Annotated in this window: 15 protein-coding genes; 10 read left to right on the forward strand and 5 right to left on the reverse strand. The window is 63.1% G+C overall.

Annotated elements, in window-relative coordinates:
• Positions 1 to 23 precede the first annotated feature (23 nt).
• The 5 genes from LB556_RS10025 (at position 24) to LB556_RS10045 (ending at position 5678) form a co-directional block, all read left to right on the forward strand.
• Positions 24 to 971: an ABC transporter substrate-binding protein gene (locus LB556_RS10025; RefSeq protein ID WP_224566568.1), complete on the forward strand. Its 948-nt coding sequence runs from the start codon at positions 24 to 26 to the stop codon at positions 969 to 971.
• Entirely contained in the window at positions 971 to 2020 is a 1050-nt protein-coding gene (locus LB556_RS10030) for a FecCD family ABC transporter permease (RefSeq protein WP_411908576.1), read from the forward strand. Before LB556_RS10025 ends, LB556_RS10030 begins: the two co-directional genes overlap by 1 nt.
• Positions 2021 to 2180: 160 nt before the next feature.
• Positions 2181 to 2660 carry a MarR family winged helix-turn-helix transcriptional regulator gene (locus LB556_RS10035; RefSeq protein WP_224566569.1) on the forward strand — a complete coding sequence of 160 codons (480 nt, stop codon included), beginning with the start codon at positions 2181 to 2183 and terminating at the stop codon, positions 2658 to 2660.
• The gene (locus tag LB556_RS10040) at positions 2657 to 3835 is read left to right on the forward strand and encodes an HlyD family secretion protein (RefSeq protein ID WP_224566570.1); all 1179 of its coding nucleotides are present in this window, start codon (positions 2657 to 2659) and stop codon (positions 3833 to 3835) included. The genes LB556_RS10035 and LB556_RS10040 overlap by 4 nt, the downstream gene beginning before the upstream one ends.
• A gap of 307 nt (positions 3836 to 4142) precedes the next feature.
• Positions 4143 to 5678 carry a DHA2 family efflux MFS transporter permease subunit gene (locus LB556_RS10045; RefSeq protein ID WP_224566571.1) on the forward strand — a complete coding sequence of 512 codons (1536 nt, stop codon included), beginning with the start codon at positions 4143 to 4145 and terminating at the stop codon, positions 5676 to 5678.
• A 44-nt stretch (positions 5679 to 5722) separates the two neighbouring features.
• On the opposite strand, the gene LB556_RS10050 is transcribed toward LB556_RS10045, so the two are convergent.
• Both LB556_RS10050 and LB556_RS10055 read right to left on the reverse strand, forming a co-directional pair.
• Positions 5723 to 6238, reverse strand: a complete 516-nt coding sequence (locus LB556_RS10050; protein WP_224566572.1) for a CAP domain-containing protein — start codon at positions 6236 to 6238, stop codon at positions 5723 to 5725.
• 80 nt (positions 6239 to 6318) lie between these two features.
• Entirely contained in the window at positions 6319 to 7542 is a 1224-nt protein-coding gene (locus tag LB556_RS10055; protein ID WP_224566573.1) for a TadE/TadG family type IV pilus assembly protein, read from the reverse strand.
• A gap of 247 nt (positions 7543 to 7789) precedes the next feature.
• On the opposite strand from LB556_RS10055, the gene LB556_RS10060 reads away from it, so the two are divergent.
• Positions 7790 to 8614, forward strand: coding sequence for a DUF2189 domain-containing protein (locus tag LB556_RS10060; RefSeq protein ID WP_224566574.1), 825 nt, complete (start codon positions 7790 to 7792; stop codon positions 8612 to 8614).
• A gap of 4 nt (positions 8615 to 8618) precedes the next feature.
• Here LB556_RS10060 and LB556_RS10065 read toward each other — a convergent pair whose 3' ends face one another.
• Positions 8619 to 9251, reverse strand: a complete 633-nt coding sequence (locus LB556_RS10065; RefSeq protein WP_224566575.1) for a LysE family translocator — start codon at positions 9249 to 9251, stop codon at positions 8619 to 8621.
• 122 nt (positions 9252 to 9373) lie between these two features.
• Positions 9374 to 11359: a TadE/TadG family type IV pilus assembly protein gene (locus LB556_RS10070; RefSeq protein ID WP_224566576.1), complete on the reverse strand. Its 1986-nt coding sequence runs from the start codon at positions 11357 to 11359 to the stop codon at positions 9374 to 9376.
• 259 nt (positions 11360 to 11618) lie between these two features.
• Between LB556_RS10070 and LB556_RS10075 the strand changes: the two genes are divergently transcribed.
• Positions 11619 to 12479, forward strand: coding sequence for a TIGR01459 family HAD-type hydrolase (locus LB556_RS10075; RefSeq protein ID WP_224566577.1), 861 nt, complete (start codon positions 11619 to 11621; stop codon positions 12477 to 12479).
• A 6-nt stretch (positions 12480 to 12485) separates the two neighbouring features.
• Positions 12486 to 13466, forward strand: a complete 981-nt coding sequence (locus LB556_RS10080; protein ID WP_224566758.1) for a bifunctional riboflavin kinase/FAD synthetase — start codon at positions 12486 to 12488, stop codon at positions 13464 to 13466.
• A 25-nt stretch (positions 13467 to 13491) separates the two neighbouring features.
• Here LB556_RS10080 and LB556_RS10085 read toward each other — a convergent pair whose 3' ends face one another.
• Entirely contained in the window at positions 13492 to 14046 is a 555-nt protein-coding gene (locus LB556_RS10085) for an HdeD family acid-resistance protein (protein ID WP_224566578.1), read from the reverse strand.
• Positions 14047 to 14243: 197 nt separating this feature from the next.
• Between LB556_RS10085 and LB556_RS10090 the strand changes: the two genes are divergently transcribed.
• Positions 14244 to 15056, forward strand: coding sequence for a MipA/OmpV family protein (locus tag LB556_RS10090; protein WP_224566579.1), 813 nt, complete (start codon positions 14244 to 14246; stop codon positions 15054 to 15056).
• A gap of 301 nt (positions 15057 to 15357) precedes the next feature.
• Positions 15358 to 18342, forward strand: a complete 2985-nt coding sequence (gene ileS, locus LB556_RS10095) for an isoleucine--tRNA ligase (protein ID WP_224566580.1) — start codon at positions 15358 to 15360, stop codon at positions 18340 to 18342.
• Positions 18343 to 18365: the final 23 nt, after the last annotated feature.

Below are 18365 nucleotides of genomic sequence, written 5' to 3' on the forward strand. Positions count from 1 at the left end.
AGGTCAACCAAGGAGCAAAATCGGTGAAACGCCTCGCCTTGTCCCTCATCTTCTCGCTGCTGGCCTCGACGGCCTTTGCCTTCCCCGTCACCGTCGACAGCTGCGGCAAGCCGCTGACCTTCGACGCCCCGCCGAAGCGCGCCGTCATCCATGATCTGAACATGGCCGAGATGGCCTTCGCACTGAAGCTGCAACCGTCGATCGTCGGCCTGACCGGTATCACCGGATGGTACAAGGTCGGCCCCGAATTCAAGGCCGAACAGGGTTCTATTCCCGAACTGGCGCCGAAATATCCGACGCTGGAGAACCTCGTTGCCGTCGAACCCGACTTCTTCTTCGCCGGCTGGTACTACGGCATGAAGCCCGGCGGCGACGTGACCCCCGACACGCTCGCGCCGCACGGTATCAAGACCCTGGTGCTGACCGAAAGCTGCGTCCATCTCGACAAGAGCCGCCCCGCCGCCTCCATGGACCTGCTCTATGGCGACGTCGAAAAGCTCGGCAAGATCTTCGGCAAGGAGGCGGAGGCCGAGAAGCTTGTTGCCGGCTGGAAAACGGAACTCGCCGATATCACCGCCAAGGTCGGCGATCGCAAGGGAACACGCGTGTTCCTTTACGATTCCGGCGAGGACAAGCCGTTTACCGCGGGAAAATTCGCCATCCCTAACGCCATGATATCGGCTGCCGGCGGCGACAACATCATGGCCGACATGGACACGAGCTGGGGCAACACGGACTGGGAAACGGTGGCGTCGCGCAATCCGCAGTTCCTCATCCTGCTCGATTATCAGGACGGCGGCGGCTACAGGAAACTGCTCGATTTCCTGAAGGCGCACCCGGCGATGAAAGAGACGGACGCGGTCAGGAACGAGCGCTTCGTGGCGCTTCGTTACGCCGAGCTGACGCCGGGACCGGCGAACATCGAAGCCATCGGCAAGATCGCCAGGGCCATGCATCCGGAAGCATTCTGATGGATCTTGCCCGAGAGCCCAAGTCCGGGGCGCTTTCAGGGCACAAGGCCTTCACACTGGCCATGACGGCGGGCGCGGTGGCGCTCTTCGCCCTGGCGCTGCTGTCGATCGCTTACGGCTCGACGCTGATACCTCTAACCGATGTCATCGCTGCCCTTGGCCGTGCCATCGGGCTGGATGAGCCCCAGATATCGGGTCCGATCGGCAAGATCGTCGTCGACCTGCGGCTGCCGCGCACGATCCTGGCGATCTGTGTCGGCGGCGGGCTCGGCATCGTCGGCGCGCTTCTGCAGACCGTCACCCGCAACGACCTTGCCGACCCTTTCCTGTTCGGCCTTTCGTCGGGGGCCGCTGCCGGCGCGGTTTCCGTCATCACCGTTTTCGGCGACAGCTTCGGCGTCTGGACCTTGCCCGTGGCTGCGTTCACCGGCGGCATACTTGCCGCCGCTATCGTGCTTTTGCTGGTGGCGCGGGTGAGGGGGCAAGGTCCTGAACGGCTGATTCTCGCCGGCCTTGCCGTCTCCTTCATGTTCACGGCCTTGACCAATTACCTGGTCTTTGCCGGCGACCAGCGCGCGGCGCATTCGGTGCTGTTCTGGACGATGGGCGGGCTCGGGCTGGCGCGCTGGGACAATGTGTGGCTGGGTGCGGTCGGCGCCGGCACGATCGCGGCCTACGGGCTGTGGAACCACCGCAAGCTGGACGCCTTCCTGGCCGGTGAAAGTGCCGCCGAAAGTCTTGGTGTTCCGGTGGCCCGCATGCGCAGGACGACGTTTCTCGTGGCCGCTTTCTCGACCGCAATCCTTGTCTCGGTCGCTGGCGTCATCGGCTTTGTCGGATTGATGATCCCGCATCTGTCGCGGCCGCTGGCCGGCCCCTTGCATCTGCGCCTGATCGCAAGTTGCGCGCTGTTCGGGGCGGTGCTTCTGCTGGCAAGCGATCTTCTCGCCCGGACCTTGCTGCCGCCGCAGGAACTGCCGATCGGCGTCATCACCAGCTCGCTGGGCGCATTCTTCGTCGTCACCATGGTTGTCCGGAACCGCGTCTGAATACGGCGTCTTGCGTGTCCTGCGGCTGGTATCGCGCATCGCTGCGGTGTCCACCTGTCGCTAATCAGGATCGCGTTGCAGGCCTGCCATGCGCATTTTGCCGGCTTCCTTCGCGATATGGCATCTTGAATAGTAAGCACGCTTATTATATGTGTCGCTCATGGTTTCAGATGGCATCGACAGATTGGGATTTTTGATCCACGACGTGCAGCGCCTGATGCGCAAGCGCTTCGAGGTGCGCGCCAGCGGGCTCGGTCTCTCTTCGGCGCAATGGCGGCTTCTGGTCCGCGTTGCCAAGGAGGCGGGCGTTGCACAGGCGCGGCTCGCCGAACTGCTCGAAATCGAGCCGATCAGCGTCTCGCGCCTAGTCGACCGGATGGAGGAGGGCGGCTGGATCGAACGCCGCTCCGACGCGGCCGACCGGCGCGTGCGCATGATTTTCCCAACCGAGAAGGCGAACGCGGCCTATGCGGACGTCAAGAGCCTTGCTGGCGAGGTCTATGAGGAATCGCTCAGCGGCGTTTCGCCGGAAGACCGGCGAGTCCTGATCAGGGCACTGGATGTGATCGTACGCAACCTGACGGACGGCGAAGCCTCGTCGATGGAAAAAATCAAGAATGCGGAAGGCGCGGCGGCATGAATGCGGTAGCCAAGGTAGAAGAAAACGCTCCCAAGGTGGAGATGGAGGCGCCGGTCCAGCCGGCCGCCGATCCCATCGCGGTCGCTCCTCCCGTGCAACCGGTGCCGGTGCCGAAGAAGAGGCGCCGCATCGGCCGCTTCTTCTTGATGTTCGCCCTGCCGGCGGCATTGGTCATCGGCGGCGGCTATGTCTGGGTGACGGGCGGGCGCTACCAGGAAACGGAAAACGCCAATCTGCAGCAGGCCAAGGTGTCGATCGCCTCTGACACGGCCGGTCGTGTCGTCAAGGTCGCCATATCGGACAATCAGATGGTGAAGCAGGGCGATCTCCTGTTCGCCATCGACCCCGAGCCCTACCGGATCGCCCTTGCCCAGGCCGATGCCGCGGTGGCTGCCGCGCGCCTCAATGTCGAGCAGTTGCGCGCCGCCTACAGCCAGTCCATGGCGCAGGAGAAGTCGGCCAGCAGCGAGGTCGACTACGCCCAGTCGCAATACGACCGGGCCGCCGATCTCGCGCAGAAGGGCATCAACGCCAAGTCGTCGCTGGATCAGGCCCGCAACGACCTCGACAAGGCAAAACAGCAGGTCGCCGTCGCCCAGCAGGGCATCATCAGCGCCAAGGCCGCGCTCGGCGGCAACCCCGACATCGAAACCGACAAGCATCCGACCGTGATGTCGGCGCTCGCCGCGCGTGACAAGGCCGCCTATGACCTGGCGCAGACCACGGTGAAGGCGCCTTCCGATGGTGTCGTCTATCAAGCCGCTTCCTTCAAGGTCGGCCAGTATGTCGGCTCCGGCACGCCGTTGTTCGCGCTGGTCGAGACCGGCGACACCTGGATCGACGCCAATTTCAAGGAAACCCAGCTCACCAACATGAAGCCGGGCCAGAAGGCGGAGATCGTGGTCGATACCTATCCGGGCAGGACCTTCGAGGCGAGGGTCAAGGCCATCGGTGCCGGCACCGGCGCGGACTTCTCGCTGCTGCCTGCCCAGAACGCCACGGGCAACTGGGTCAAGGTGACCCAGCGCATTCCGGTTCGCCTGGAACTGACCGATCCAGACGCCAAGATGGCGCTGCGTACCGGCATGAGCGCTTCAGTTACTGTCGATACGGGCGTGGCACGCGGCTGGCCCTCGATCTTCGGCCATGCCACGGCCGGCGAGCCCGCGCGGTAAGTCAGCGGAAGCCCGCGGGGACCAGGCGGGCGGAAGCGAATTGCAGGATTGGTCTGATGGGAAAGTGGCAAGGATCAGTGTTTGGGTCGAGCCCGCGTGGCGGCTGTCCAAAAGCTGAAAGCTTCGACACGGGCCCCTCGGTCCTCATGTTTCCGGGCGGCAGGCATCCGCTCAGTTAGAGACGTTCGGTCGATGTAACCCCACATCGATAATCGCGTCCCACCGCGATGAAGGTCTCCCTACGGAAGGCTTTGCCGCCCGGAAACCCGTTGTACACGTTTCTGTTACCTTCTGGAAGTTCCAAGCCATGAGCACGCCCGAACCGTTCAAAGACGTGCCGCATCGCGGCCTGATCACGGTCGCGCTCATGCTGGCGACGGTCATGCAGGCGCTCGACACCACGATCGCCAACGTCGCGCTGCCGACCATGACCGGCGATCTCGGCGCCTCGCCCGACAACATCAACTGGGTGCTGACCTCCTACATCGTGGCCGCCGCCATCATGACGCCGGTTACCGGCTGGCTCGCCGACCGTTTCGGCCGCAAGGAACTGTTCCTGACGGCAGTGGTCGGCTTCACCATCTTCTCGATGTTGTGCGGCCTGGCGTGGAGCCTGGAAACGATCGTGCTTTTCCGACTGATGCAAGGTGTGTTCGGCGCCGCGATCGTGCCGCTGTCGCAGACCTTCCTGCTCGACATCAATCCCAAGGAGCGCCACGGCCAGGCGATGGCCATCTGGGGCGCAGGCATCATGCTGGGACCGATTCTCGGCCCTACGCTTGGCGGCTGGCTAACCGAGAATTTCAACTGGCGCTGGGTTTTCTTCATCAACCTGCCGGTCGGCATCCTCGCCTTCCTCGGCATGGCCGCCTATCTGCCGGCCGTTGCCCGGCGGGTGCGCGGCTTCGATTTCTTCGGCTTTGCCATGATATCGCTCGGCGTCGGCGCCCTGCAGCTGATGCTCGATCGCGGTGGCGAGGTCGACTGGTTTTCCTCGGTCGAGATATGGATCGAGCTTGGTCTTTCGATCACAGGCTTCTGGGTGTTCATCATTCACACGATGACATCGGAACATCCCTTCATCGATCCGAAGATTTTCCTCGATCGCAATTTCGTCACCGGGCTGGCGTTCATCTTCGTCATGGGCGTGCTGATACTGGCGTCCATGTCGCTGCTGCCGCCGATGCTGTCGACCATATTCGGCTATCCGACCGTCACCATCGGCATCGTCATCGGGCCGCGTGGCGTCGGCACCATGATTTCCATGCTCGTCGTCGGGCGCATCATGGGGAAAATCGATGCCAGGATTCTCGTCGTCCTCGGTTTCCTCCTGACCGCACAGTCGCTCTACACCATGGCCAGCTTCACCCCGCAGATGGACAACTGGCTGATCCTCAGCTCCGGCGTGATCCAGGGCCTGGGTATGGGAATGGTGTTCGTGCCGCTGTCGACGGTTGCCTTCGCCACGCTCGACGCACGCTACCGCACCGATGCGACCTCGTTGTTCAGCCTGGTCCGCAATCTTGGCTCGTCGATCGGGGTGTCGGTCGTGACGGTGCTGCTGGTGCGCAACACGCAGGTCAACCACGCCGAACTTTCCGCGTTCATCAATCCGTTCAATCCCAATCTGTGGGCGGTCTCGCCGGCGGCCGCCGGCGGCGACCCGACGGCGCTGTCGCAGGTCGATCGCATGGTCAATCTCCAGGCGATGATGATCTCCTACGTCGACGACTTCAAAATACTGATGGTCATGACGCTGGCCGCGATTCCGTTTGTGTTCCTGCTGCGCAAGCCGAAGGCCGGTCCGGGTGGCGGCGGTGCGCCCGCGGCCCATATGGACTGATGTGGCGTCTGCTCTCCAGGGTCTCGCTGCCGGCGATATCTTTGCTACCTGCCGAGCACCAGCGACCAGTAGCGCAGGTTGGGGTCGCGGCCGTCACGGACATAGGCAAGCCCAAAGCGGCTGAAGTCCGGATCGAGTATGTTGCGCCGGTGTCCCTGCGAATGCATCCAGATGTCGAACAGCTTCTGTTGATCGAAGCGGCCGGCTGCGATGTTCTCGGCAGCCGCACCGCGGACGCCGTTATCCTTCATGCGCGAGGCGAAATCCTTCCCCCAGCCGGTGGTGTGGCTCATGTTTTCACGCTGCGCCATGTAGCCGGCCTGCTGCAGTGCGGCTTGCTCAAGCTGTGTGTCGGGCACAAGCGGCCCCAGCCCGGCGCTGGCGCGCAGGCTCGCCAGCGTGCCGGTTGCGGAAGAAGAGACGCCGGCACCTTGCCCGGTCGGCAACGGGACGGTGCTGCAGGCGGCGAGACCGAGCAAGGCCGCCAGGCCAACCGCCTTGAGCCAGGTGCGCCTGTTCAAGTTCGCGATCCGATCGCAATCGATTTTCGAAGTGGTCATGCATGCCTGACTCGATCGCGATCATGGCTTTTGCCGGGCAGGACGGGTGAAAATTTCGAGTCGAAGCGGCAGGCTGGCAGCTATTTCACAAGCGTGATGAAGCGGCCGGCGTACATATCGCGATTTCCGAATACGGCCGTGCAATCGGTCTTGATGGATGAGTTGCCTGTCATCTGCACGGTCAAGCCAACAAGCCTCAGGCAGTCGCCCTGACCACTCATATCCGAGTTGCCGGCGAACGAAACGGCCGCGTCAGGCGCATAGACGAATCCGCTGATTGCGGAATTTGCGCCGCCATTCAGGGTCAAGGCCGATGTGTTCCCGCGGCTCTGGAAGATGCTGATGCCGGCGTAAGGCCCGCTGGTTGGCGGGGAAAGGTTCACCGTTTCATTGGCATTTATGTAGATCTGTGCCCCCTCCACGAGGAATATGGTCACACCCTGGCCGCTCAGGCTGCCGTTACCTCCCGGCTTCAAGGTGACGCCGCGCAAAATGTAGACGCCCGGGCTGAGCGTGATGTTTCCCGACAATGTCTTGTCGCAATAGGTGCCGGGCGACAGCGTGTAGGTTTTGCCGTTCGGCACCGGCATGCAGAATGTGTAAGGGGGAGGGACGATGTCCGCCAGGGGATCGAAGGACGCATATTGATGTACGAGCGGCGCGCCGCAGGTGAGATTGGCATTGGGTGGTGAAAGCCCGGAAGTGCCGCCGACGGTCGAGACGCAGCCCGCCGAAACCTGCGCGGAACCGCCTCTGCTGACGGCATCCGCCGCGTCCGAGTTTGCCGCTATCACGCAGTTGCTCATGGCGACATCGGTCGAGCCTTGCAGGCTCACCGCGGCCGACGCATGCGGATCGAGCGCCAGCACGCAAGCCTGCGCACCCGGGTGCATTTTAACCGTGGACGATCTGTGAGCTGGCCAGGGGGCAGCGCCATTGATGAAGCTCGGACGGTTGATGCCGGAAGAAAGTGAGATGTAGTAGGCGCTCGGGTCGCCGCTGGCGGTGGCCGAAAAGGCGGAGACGCTGCCTGAATATTCCTGCTGGTCGGCGACACTCATGTTGGCTGCGAAGAATGTCAGCCCAAGTCCCTGCACATCACTCGCGCTCATGCTGGGCAGGTACTTGGTGCCGACGGCAAGCCCAGCCGCGTCCAGCGAATTCTGCAGGTGCGTGGCGTCGTCGCTCGTGCCCGTCAGATCGAGGGTGCCGGCGACGACAGCCATTATCGGCAGCATCGCTACGGCAGTCGCCATGGCAAAATTGCCGCGCTCCGAAGACCAGAAGCCCCTCAATCCGAACATCGCCCCTCGCCAAGATTTGTGAAGCTCAGGTGATAAGCCCTGGGCCTCTACGAGTAATTTAAGCGATAACTAAAATGCATGGATTCTAAGTGAACTCAGTGGTGCGCCGAACGAACGCCCCAGCAAGCACGATGAGACGCGGCGACAATCCCGGGAAGATCGGCTATGATGCCAGCGTTCTTGAAGTGGCAGCTACGGGCGGCCACCCTAGGCGGTGACCGCCCCCCGAGAAAAACGGAGGTAGGTTATGGCCGGCTTTCATGTCATGGCGGACGCGTACGGGATGCATGTGCAACCCGCGGTCCGCCGCATTTCCACACCAGACCTCCGGGACGCGCTCAGGCTAGGCGCCGAGGACTTTTGGGCCAAGCCTTCGCATTACGTGTTCCTGTGCCTGATCTATCCGATCGTCGGCCTGATCCTGACACAGTGGACGTCCGGCTCCAATGCCATCCAGCTCGTCTATCCCTTGATGTCGGGCTTTGCCCTTGTCGGCCCGTTCGCCGCGATCGGGCTCTATGAAATCAGCCGCCGGCGCGAACTCGGCATGAACACCAACTGGCGGCATGCCCTCGATGTCCGCCGCTCATCGGCGCTGCCCTCGATAGCGGTCATCGGCATTATGCTGTTCGCGCTGTTCCTCTTGTGGCTGTTCACGGCGCAGTCGATCTACACCAGCCTCTTTGGCGGCGAGCCGCCGCCGTCGGTCGGCACCTTCCTGCGCGATGTGCTGACGACCAGCCGGGGCTGGACGCTGATCCTTCTCGGCAACCTGGCCGGCCTGGTCTTCGCGGTGGTCGTGCTGGCGACCACGGTCGTTGCCTTCCCGCTTTTGCTTGATCGTGATGTCGGCGCTGTTTCGGCGATAGAGACCTCGGCGCGCGCGGTCATGGCAAATCCACTGCAGATGGCGCTTTGGGGCCTGATCGTCGCGGTGCTGCTGGTGATCGGCTCTATCCCGCTGTTTGCCGGGCTGGCCGTCGTCATGCCGATCCTCGGCCACGCCACCTGGCACCTCTACCGCAAAGTGGTAGAGCCGGCCCAGATCCGGCCCCCGCGCCGTCCGATGTGAGCTCTCAGCGCTGCGCGTCGGTCGCCATCTTCACCGCCAGTGCCGTCAGCACGGTTCCCATCATCCAGCGCTGGATCACCAGCCATAGCGGCCGTCCGGCGAGGAAGGTGGCGATCGAGCCGGCCGTCAGCGCGATGACGGCATTGACGCTGAGGCTGATCGATATCTGCGTCGCGCCCAGTACCAGAAGCTGTGACAGAACATGACCCTTGCCGGGGCTGATGAACTGCGGCAGCAGCGACAGATAGAGAACAGCAACCTTGGGATTGAGCAGATTGGTCATCAATCCCATGGCGAACAGCTTGCGCGGCCGGTCCTTCGGCAGGTCGCGCACCTGGAACGGCGAGCGTCCGCCCGGTTTGACGGCCTGCCAGGCCAGCCACAGGAGATAGAGCACGCCGGCGAAGCGCAACACCTCATAGGCATAAGGCACCGCGATCAGCAGCGCGGTGATGCCGAACGCGGCCGACAGCACGTAGAACAGGAAGCCGACGGCGACGCCGCCCAGCGAGATCAGTCCGGCCTTCGGCCCTTGCGACAGCGAGCGCGAGATCAGATAGATCATGTTGGGGCCTGGGGTCAGCACCATGCCAAGGCAAACCAGCGCGAAGGCGAGGTGATTGGCGGTATCGGGCATTGTTCGTTCCCCAGCGTGCCGCGATGGATGTGAGACCGCGCGAGCGCCTAATCTGTGCCAGTCAGGCAGGCTCCGGCAAGTGCTTGATGGCGCCAGGCGTTGCGCCAGGGAACGGTCTCGGGTTAGCCGACCACACGCAGGTTCGACAGTTCATTGCCGATTTCCTTGAAATCATTCGACAGGCTGGCGCCGGTCGCGTTCCAGAAGAGCTTGGCCGGCTTGCTCGGGTCCGTCGGATCCTTGCGGAAGCGCGAGTCGGACGAGCAGGATTTCAGCGCGTTGATTGCCTGCATGTCGCCGGTCTTGGTGGTGGACAGGTCGAGTGCCACCGTCATCACCAGGATGTTGGCCGCCTTGGCGTTGTTGCAGAGCGTGGCCATCTGCTCGTTGAGCGCGTTGGTGTAGTTGCCGTTCGAATAGTCGAACTGACCGATGGCGCTCGATGTGCCCATGAACATGCGGCCGACCGAGGTGCCGTTGTAGCCGGGGTTGAGATAGCCGTAGGACGCGTAGGTCGATTTCGAATTGGCGGGGTCGGAATAGCCCAGCGAAGATGGCGTATAGTAGGTGTTGGCGCCGTCGGTCAGCACGATCACCACCTTGTCGTTGCCTTTCTCGGTTTCCGGGCGCCCTTGCGTGAACGGCTCTCCGCTCGAAACCACCCGCCAACCCCAGGCCATGCCTTCGGGGACATTGGTGCCGCCATTCGGCTGCATCAGGTCGATCGCCGCCTTGATCGAGGTAAGCCCGTCGGTGACGCTGACATCGGTCAACGGCGTGATCGGGTTGGTGGTGCAGCTGTAGTTCGGTCCGTTGCCGGCGGGCAGCGCCGGCGCATCGATCGGCCGCGGCTGGAAATACTTGGCCATGTTGCGCAGCCGCGATTGGCCGCTGCTGCTCGATGGATCGTCGTTCCACCAGCTGTTGACGGCGCCATAGGTTACCGGCGCGGCCTCGTTGGGGTCTTGGGTGAGCTTCCAATGATTGCCGGGTTCGTCAGGAGCGAACATGGGCACGAACATCGTTGCCGGATCGCCGACGCCGATTCCGGTGTTGGCCGACCCACCGGACGGCGTGGCGTCGTTGACATTGTAGGGGTAGGGCCGGGCCTCGACGCAGCCTTGCCAACTGGCGAACGGCCCGTAGGTATCGACGTAATCATATTCATCGTGGCTGCGCTTGCAGGTGTTGTTCGAGTTGTACGCGTCGCAGACCACACGCTTGCTGTTGGCGACACGCTCATGGTTGGTGACGACCTGCATGTCGCGGTAGAGCGAAAACCGGGTCAACATCTGGCCTTCCTCGGTTCCCCAGCCAGTGCCGCGCTTGTACCAGATGCCGTTGGTCTGCTGAGCGTATTTGTTGGCGGCGTTCAGCGTCGACCAGTCGAAATTCTCGTTCGACACCGGCGACAACCCCTCGGTGTCCATCCACGAGGCATTACCATTCCCGGGGCCGACATTGACCGAGGCGGCAAAAGGCACGAGGCCGAATTGCACCGGCTTGTCGATCTGCTTGATCATGACCGCCTGCTGGGCCAACGTGTCGACCAGTTGCTTGGCAGCCGTCTTGAGAAGGTCGATGCGCTTTTGCCCGGACCCCGTGCCGAGCGTGGTCATCGATCCGGAATTGTCGAGCACCAGGGCCACTTCCAGCGTGTTCTTCAGCCTTACTTGCGAGGTGACATTGAAGCTGAGCCTCTGGTTCGCATCCGTCGCGGATTTGCCGACGAGTTGGGCGAAGGCGGGATAGAAATAAGGTTTGTAGTTGAGCTGGGCGGTCATGGTGAGCAGGCCGCCGCCGCTGGTGTTGCTCGGCACGGCGACGTTGAGCGTTGTGTTGGCGGGATCGATATCGTTCAGATTGGCGTTGAAGAAGTCGAGCGCATAAGCTCTCAACTGGTCGTCGGTCGCACCTTCCGTCAGCCGGCGGGCCGTGGCGAAGTTGGCGGCGTCGAGCGCGTTCATCACCATCTGCTTTTCACGGTTCATTTCCGTGAAGTCGACCGCGATCGCCAGCCCGCCCATCAGCGGCACCATCGCCACAACCGTCATAAGGGCATAATTGCCGCGCCTGTCGCGGCGGAACTGACGCCAGATTTCGAACATGCTTGCAGCGGCCCCCGCCGACGGATTCTCGGTCGGCGGCCAGCTTTCCACAAAACGCTGAAGGACGGGTTTGGGAAACCGTTCTATTGCTCGGCCGGCGCTTCACCAACCGCTAACCAATCAAGGGCCGCGGCCTGGCCGCAATTCGCGCCGATGCGGGCGAAAGCTGGTGACAGCATGGGCCGGTTCGGATAATTCGAACCGGCTGCGGCGAACCGTCGGCCGCTGCACCCGCAACGATCATATTGAAGGAAACGGCATGGCGGATTCGCCCGAAATCGTCGGTTCGCTCGAAGAGGTGTCGAAAGCCTATTCGGCAATTCTCTGCGATGTCTGGGGCGTGGTGCACAATGGCGAATGGCATTTTCCGGCGGCCGCGGCCGCGCTGGCGGCGGCAAGAGCGGCCGGCACGCCTGTCGTTCTGATCACCAATTCGCCGCGACGCCGCGCCGATGTCGTGGCACAGATGAGCGTGATCGGCGTTCCGCCGTCGTCCTATGACCGCGTGGTGACCTCGGGCGACGTGACCCGTGATCTGATCGCGGAGGGTCCGCGCAAAGTCTTCCACATCGGCGCCGACCGCGATTTGACCCTTTATGATGGCCTCGATGTCGAACTCGTCGAGGAGTTCGAGGCCACCGGCGTCGTATGCACCGGGCTGTTCGACGACGAGGTCGAAAAACCCGAGGACTATACGGAACTGCTGCGCCGGTTGCGCGCCAGGAACCTGCCATTCATCTGCGCCAATCCCGATATCGTGGTTGAACGCGGCGAACGGATCATCTGGTGCGCCGGTGCGCTGGCACGCGACTACGCGCAACTCGGCGGTCGCACGCAGATCGCCGGAAAACCCTACGCGCCGATTTACGAGGTCGCGATGAAGGAGGTGGCCGAGATCCTCGGACGGCCGGTCGAGCGTTCGCGAATACTGGCTATCGGCGACGGCATGATGACCGACGTCAAAGGCGCGGCCGACAATGGTTTCGACGTCCTCTATGTCTCCGGCGGCATTCATGCCCGCGACTACGGCGATCCGTCCCGGCCGGATCCGGCAAAGCTCGGGCACTTCCTGGAGCGGCACGGCTATCGTCCTGTGGCCGTCATCGCAAGGCTGCGGTAGGTGACGATGGTCGCGTTCCAGCATCTTACGACAACCGCGCCGCTGCCCGCCGATCTTCGGGGCGGCGTCGTGGCGATCGGCAATTTCGATGGCGTCCACCGTGGCCACCAGGCTGTGCTCGAACGGGCATTGGCTGAAGCCACGCGGCGCGGCGTGCCGGCCCTGGTGCTGACCTTCGAACCGCACCCACGAACGGTTTTCAGACCTGATTTGCCGCTTTTCGTGCTGACGCCGCCGCCGATGAAGGCGCGGCTCCTGTCGTTGCTTGGCTTTGCCGGGCTCGTCGAGCAACCCTTCACGCGCGACTTCGCCTCGCTGTCGGCGGAAGCCTTCGTCACCGATGTGCTGGAGAGGACGCTGGGCATCACCCACGCCGTGACCGGCTTCGATTTCCATTTTGGCAAGGACCGCCAGGGCGGGCCGGCCTATCTGATGGCTGCCGGCGAGCGCCATGGCTTCGGTGTCACCCTCGTCGACGCCTTTCGCGACGAAGGCGCCGAGGTGATTTCGTCGAGCCGTATCCGGGCCCTGCTTTGTGGAGGCGACGTGGCGGAGGCCGCCGGCCTGCTCGGCTACCGCTTCACGGTGGAGAGCGAGGTTGTCGGCGGCCAGCGACTCGGAAGAACGCTCGGCTTTCCGACCGCCAACATGAGGCTTCCGGCGGAAGCCACGCTCAAGGAAGGGATTTATGCCGTCCGTTTCCGGCGCGCCGACGGCACGCTGCACGACGGCGTCGCCAGCTTTGGCCGCCGTCCGACTGTCGACGACAATGGCGCGCCGCTCCTGGAAACCTTCGTCTTCGATTTTTCCGGCGATCTCTATGGCGAGACTTGCGCGGTATCGTTCTTCGGCTTCCTGCGCAGCGAGATCAGGTTCGACGGGCTTGACGCACTGGTCGCGCAGATGAAGCGCGATGAAGCCGAGGCCCGCGCGCTGCTTGGCGGCGTCAAACCGCTGTCCGGCCTGGATGCCGCGGTGACGTTCTGAAGCCCCGAAAAGGGGGAACGAGCTCCTATTTTTTCAGCGCAAGACCGACGGCGATGAAGGTCCAGCCCTGGAAGATCAGGTCGATCGCCAGGAACATTCCGAGCACCCAAAGGCTGTTGACCGGCCAGCCCATGGCAATGATCAGGCCCGCGAGCACGCTGACGAGGCCTGCCGCGACGATCCAGCCCCAGCCGCGCTCCGGACGATGGCTGTAGCCGACCCAGGCCCGCAGCGCGCCGGAAGCGACGAGCGCGACGGCCAGCAGGAAGGTCAGCACCGCCGAGGCCAGCAGCGGATTGTCGAAAGCGAAGAATCCGGCGATCGCGTAAAGCAGTCCGCTGAGCAGCCAGTAGAAGAAGCGGCCCCAGGTCTTGACGCCGAACGCATGCATGATCTCGATGATGCCGGCCACCAGCATCAGCCATCCCACCACATAGACGGAAGCCACCGTGGCAATGAACAAATTGCCGAAGGCAATGCCGCCGAGGACCAGCAGTACAACGCCCAGGCCGACAAACCACCCCCATTTGTCGCGCGTCTGGCCGATCGCGTTCTTCAGGGAATCGCCGTGCAGGGTCATGTCGCACCTCCATTGAAGACCGCCAGCTACAAGGAGGTTACCCTTCGTGCCGAGCCGCGTCCAGCCAGCGGCGGGTGCGATGTTGAAGGCGCTGGCGAGGCAATGCGAGAGGGATGTCTCGTCCTTAAATCAAATTTTACCAAAGCCTCGTCAAAGCTGTCGCCGCAGGACGGTTGTATCGTGTTAGTGGAGTGGCCATGAGTACGGTCGGGAAGATTTCTGTAGCCTTGGCCAGTGTCGTGCTGGCCACGTCGGGCGCGGCCGAAGCCGGCGATGGCGCTTTCGGCTGGCTGTCCGGCGACTGGTATCTGACGGTCGGCGCCACCGGTCTGGTGGCGCCCAATTTCGAGGGCGGCAGGAAGTACATGCTGAGCGCCCAGCCCATTATTTCGCTGGGCAAGGCCGGCCCGGCGGCCCGCTTCACCTCCCGCAACGACAACATTTCTCTGTCGCTCGTCGACGATGGCGGTGTGCGTGCCGGCCTGACCGGCAGGTTCCTGTTCTCACGCGACGACGGCGATGCCGACGAACTCAAAGGTCTCGACCCGGTCCGCTGGGGGGGCGAGGTCGGAGGCTTCTTTGAATTCTATCCGACTGACTGGATGCGGGCGCGTGCTGAATTGCGGCATGGCATCCGTGCCCATAACGGCTTTATCGCCGACATCGCCGCCGATGCCTTCTACGACGTGACGCCGACTGTCAGGATTTCGGGTGGCCCGCGTGTGTCTTTTGCCTCGGCGAACTATTTCGATGCCTATTATGGCGTCAATGCGCAGGAAGCTGTGGCCTCGGGGCTGAGCCGGTACAATCCCGGCAGCGGCCTGAAATCTGTCGGCCTCGGTGGCGCCGTGACCTGGAAGGTGACCGATCCGATGACGGCAAGCCTGTTTGGCGAATATTCGCGCCTCGAGGGTCCGGCGGCCGATTCCAGCCTGGTCAAGGAGCGCGGCGACCGCAACCAGTTCATGGTCGGCGTGTCGACCACCTATCGTTTCGACTTCAAGATGTAGCCGCATCCATAGCGTTACGCCCGCAACTCCACGCTTTATTCCTGCCGCAGCATCGGCTAAAAGCCCGGGGATGACGCAAATTACCGGCGCATTCGCGGTCGCGATACGAATTACCAGCCCGGTGTTCCCAGCAGCCTGAAGGCTGCCGGAGCCGCCGGGAAATATTGCGCGCGGCCTCTCGCGCTTTTCCAGATCATCAAGGCGTGTCGCCCAGAAGTGGCCCGGTTCGGGAAAACGGCATGCGTATAAAGTAGAATTTCACGCCGCAAGCCACGTGGCCCGGCATGCACATGGCAGACCAATGACCGACGAAAACCAATCAAAGATCGACTATTCCAAGACCCTTTACCTGCCGCGGACGGAGTTTCCGATGCGCGCCGGCCTGCCCGAAAAGGAGCCGGTGCTGGTCAAGCGCTGGCAGGACATGGACCTCTACCGCAAGCTCCGGGAGAGCGCCGCCGGCCGCACGAAATACGTGCTGCATGACGGTCCGCCCTACGCCAACGGCAACATCCACATCGGCCACGCGCTGAACAAGATCCTCAAGGATGTCATCACCCGCTCGTTCCAGATGCGCGGCTATGACTCGAACTATGTGCCCGGCTGGGACTGTCACGGCCTGCCCATCGAATGGAAGATCGAGGAACAGTACCGCGCTAAGGGCAAGAACAAGGACGAGGTGCCGGTCAACGAATTCCGCAAGGAATGCCGTGAATTCGCCGCCCACTGGATCTCGGTGCAGGGTGGCGAGTTCCAGCGTCTCGGTGTTATCGGCGACTTCAAGAACCCTTATACGACCATGGCCTTCCACGCCGAGTCGCGCATCGCCGGCGAACTGCTGAAATTCGCGATGTCTGGCCAGCTCTACCGCGGCTCGAAGCCGGTGATGTGGAGCGTCGTCGAGCGCACGGCGCTCGCCGAGGCCGAGATCGAATACCAGGACTACGAGTCCGACACGATCTGGGCGAAGTTTCCGGTGGCCAATCTCGTCCTCGCCAGTGTCGTGGACGGGCAGCCGGCGGAGATCGACCCGGACCTGAGCGGGCGGTCGCTCGACCTGCTCGATGCCCACGTCGTCATCTGGACGACGACGCCGTGGACCATCCCCGGCAACCGCGCCGTCAGCTATTCGTCGCGCGTCGCCTATGGCCTCTACGAAGTGACGGCCGCCGAAAATGTCTTTGGCCCACAGCCGGGCGAGAAGCTTATCTTTGCCGATGCCCTGGCCGAGGAAAGCCAGGCCAAGGCCAAGGTCACCTTGAAGCGCCTTCACGGCGTCAGCGCCGAACAGCTTGGAAATCTTGTGCTTTCGCATCCCTTCAAGGGCCTCGGTGGCGGCTACGAGTTCCCCGTTGCGATGATTGCCGGCGATCATGTCACCGACGATGCCGGCACCGGCTTCGTGCACACGGCTCCGGGCCATGGCCGCGAGGACTTCGATGCCTGGATGGACGCCGCTCCCGCGCTGCGTCAACGCGGCATCGATACTGAAATCCCGTTCACAGTCGACGATGCCGGCTTCTTCACCAAGGACGCGCCGGGCTTCGGCCCGGACCGCGAAGGCGGACCGGCGCGCGTCATCGACGACAATGGCAAGAAGGGCAACGCCAACCAGGCGGTCATCGACGAACTGATCAAGCGCAACGCGCTGTTCGCGCGCGGCCGGCTGAAGCACAGCTACCCCCATTCGTGGCGTTCGAAGAAGCCGGTCATCTTTCGCAACACGCCGCAATGGTTCGTCTACATGGACAAGGACCTCGGCGACGGCACCACGCTGCGCAGCCGCGCGCTGAAGGCGATCGACGACACGCGCTTTGTTCCGGCCGCCGGCCAGAACCGTATCCGCGCCATGATCGAGGAGCGCCCCGACTGGGTGCTGTCGCGCCAGCGCGCCTGGGGCGTGCCGATCGCGGTCTTCGCCGACGAGGATGGCAATGTGCTGAAGGACGAGGCGGTCAACCAGCGCATCATGGACGCCTTCGAGGCGGAGGGAGCGGACGCCTGGTTCGCGCCCGGCGCCAAGGAGCGCTTCCTCGGCAATCACGATGCCTCCAAATGGAGGCAGGTCATGGACATTCTCGACGTCTGGTTCGATTCGGGCTCGACACATGTCTTCACCCTGGAAGACCGGCCCGACCTGAAGTGGCCGGCCGACGTCTATCTCGAAGGCTCCGACCAGCATCGCGGCTGGTTCCACTCCTCGCTGCTCGAAAGCTGCGGCACCAGGGGCAGGGCGCCTTACGACACCGTCGTCACCCATGGCTTCACCATGGACGAGGATGGCCGCAAGATGTCGAAATCGCTCGGCAACACCGTCGTGCCGCAGGATGTGATCAAGCAGTCCGGCGCCGATATCCTGCGGCTCTGGGTGGTGACGACGGACTATTGGGAAGATCAGCGGCTCGGCAAGAACGTGCTGCAGACCAACATCGACGCCTACCGCAAGCTGCGCAACACCATCCGCTGGATGCTGGGCACGCTCGCCCATGACGACGGCGAGAAGGTGCCGCTGGAAGAGATGCCGGAGCTGGAGCGGCTGATGCTGCATCGGCTGGCCGAACTCGACGAGGTGGTGCGTCAGGGCTACGACGCCTTCGAGTTCAAGCGCATTACCCGCACGCTGCTCGATTTCATGGTGGTCGAGCTGTCGGCCTTCTATTTCGACATCCGCAAGGACGCGCTCTATTGCGATGGACCGTCGAGCGTGAAGCGCAAGGCCTCGATCCAGGTGGTACGCCATCTCTTCGACTGCCTGGTGAAATGGCTGGCGCCGATGCTGCCCTTCACCATGGAAGAGGCTTGGCTCGACCGTCATCCCGACGCGGCCTCGGTGCATCTCGACCAGTTCCCGCAAATCCCGGCGAATTGGAAGAACGAGGCGCTGGCGGAGAAATGGCGCAAGGTCAGGCAGGTGCGCCGTGTCGTCACCGGCGCGCTCGAGATTGCCCGGGCTCAGAAGGTGATCGGCTCCTCGCTGGAGGCTGTACCCGTGGTGACGATCAACGACGCGGCACTCGAGGCGGCGATATCGGACGTCGACATGGCTGAAATGGCGATCACCAGCGATCTCGTCATTGCCCATGGCCAGGCGCCCCAGAACGCTTTTGCCCTCGACGACGTCAAGGGCGTCGCCGTGGTGGTCGAGAGAGCCGAGGATCGCGGCCTGGTCAAATGCGCGCGTTCCTGGCGTTATACGGCCGATGTCGGGCAGGATCCGGAGTTCCCGGATGTTTCGGCGCGTGATGCCGCCGTGCTACACGAACTGAAGGCGCTGGGAACGCTTTAGTCCCTGTCGCCCAAAGCAGTGCA

Source organism: Mesorhizobium sp. ES1-4 (assembly GCF_020164745.1).
Classification (GTDB): Bacteria; Pseudomonadota; Alphaproteobacteria; order Rhizobiales; family Rhizobiaceae; genus Mesorhizobium.

Coding starts and splice junctions, on each gene's coding strand:
- LB556_RS10030 (WP_411908576.1), top strand. CDS start 971: ATGGATCTTGCCCGAGAGCCCAAGTCCGGGGCGCTTTCAGGGCACAAG.
- LB556_RS10035 (WP_224566569.1), top strand. CDS start 2,181: ATGGTTTCAGATGGCATCGACAGATTGGGATTTTTGATCCACGACGTG.
- LB556_RS10040 (WP_224566570.1), top strand. CDS start 2,657: ATGAATGCGGTAGCCAAGGTAGAAGAAAACGCTCCCAAGGTGGAGATG.
- LB556_RS10045 (WP_224566571.1), top strand. CDS start 4,143: ATGAGCACGCCCGAACCGTTCAAAGACGTGCCGCATCGCGGCCTGATC.
- LB556_RS10050 (WP_224566572.1), bottom strand. CDS start 6,238: ATGACCACTTCGAAAATCGATTGCGATCGGATCGCGAACTTGAACAGG.
- LB556_RS10055 (WP_224566573.1), bottom strand. CDS start 7,542: ATGTTCGGATTGAGGGGCTTCTGGTCTTCGGAGCGCGGCAATTTTGCC.
- LB556_RS10060 (WP_224566574.1), top strand. CDS start 7,790: ATGGCCGGCTTTCATGTCATGGCGGACGCGTACGGGATGCATGTGCAA.
- LB556_RS10065 (WP_224566575.1), bottom strand. CDS start 9,251: ATGCCCGATACCGCCAATCACCTCGCCTTCGCGCTGGTTTGCCTTGGC.
- LB556_RS10070 (WP_224566576.1), bottom strand. CDS start 11,359: ATGTTCGAAATCTGGCGTCAGTTCCGCCGCGACAGGCGCGGCAATTAT.
- LB556_RS10075 (WP_224566577.1), top strand. CDS start 11,619: ATGGCGGATTCGCCCGAAATCGTCGGTTCGCTCGAAGAGGTGTCGAAA.
- LB556_RS10080 (WP_224566758.1), top strand. CDS start 12,486: ATGGTCGCGTTCCAGCATCTTACGACAACCGCGCCGCTGCCCGCCGAT.
- LB556_RS10085 (WP_224566578.1), bottom strand. CDS start 14,046: ATGACCCTGCACGGCGATTCCCTGAAGAACGCGATCGGCCAGACGCGC.
- LB556_RS10090 (WP_224566579.1), top strand. CDS start 14,244: ATGAGTACGGTCGGGAAGATTTCTGTAGCCTTGGCCAGTGTCGTGCTG.
- ileS (WP_224566580.1), top strand. CDS start 15,358: ATGACCGACGAAAACCAATCAAAGATCGACTATTCCAAGACCCTTTAC.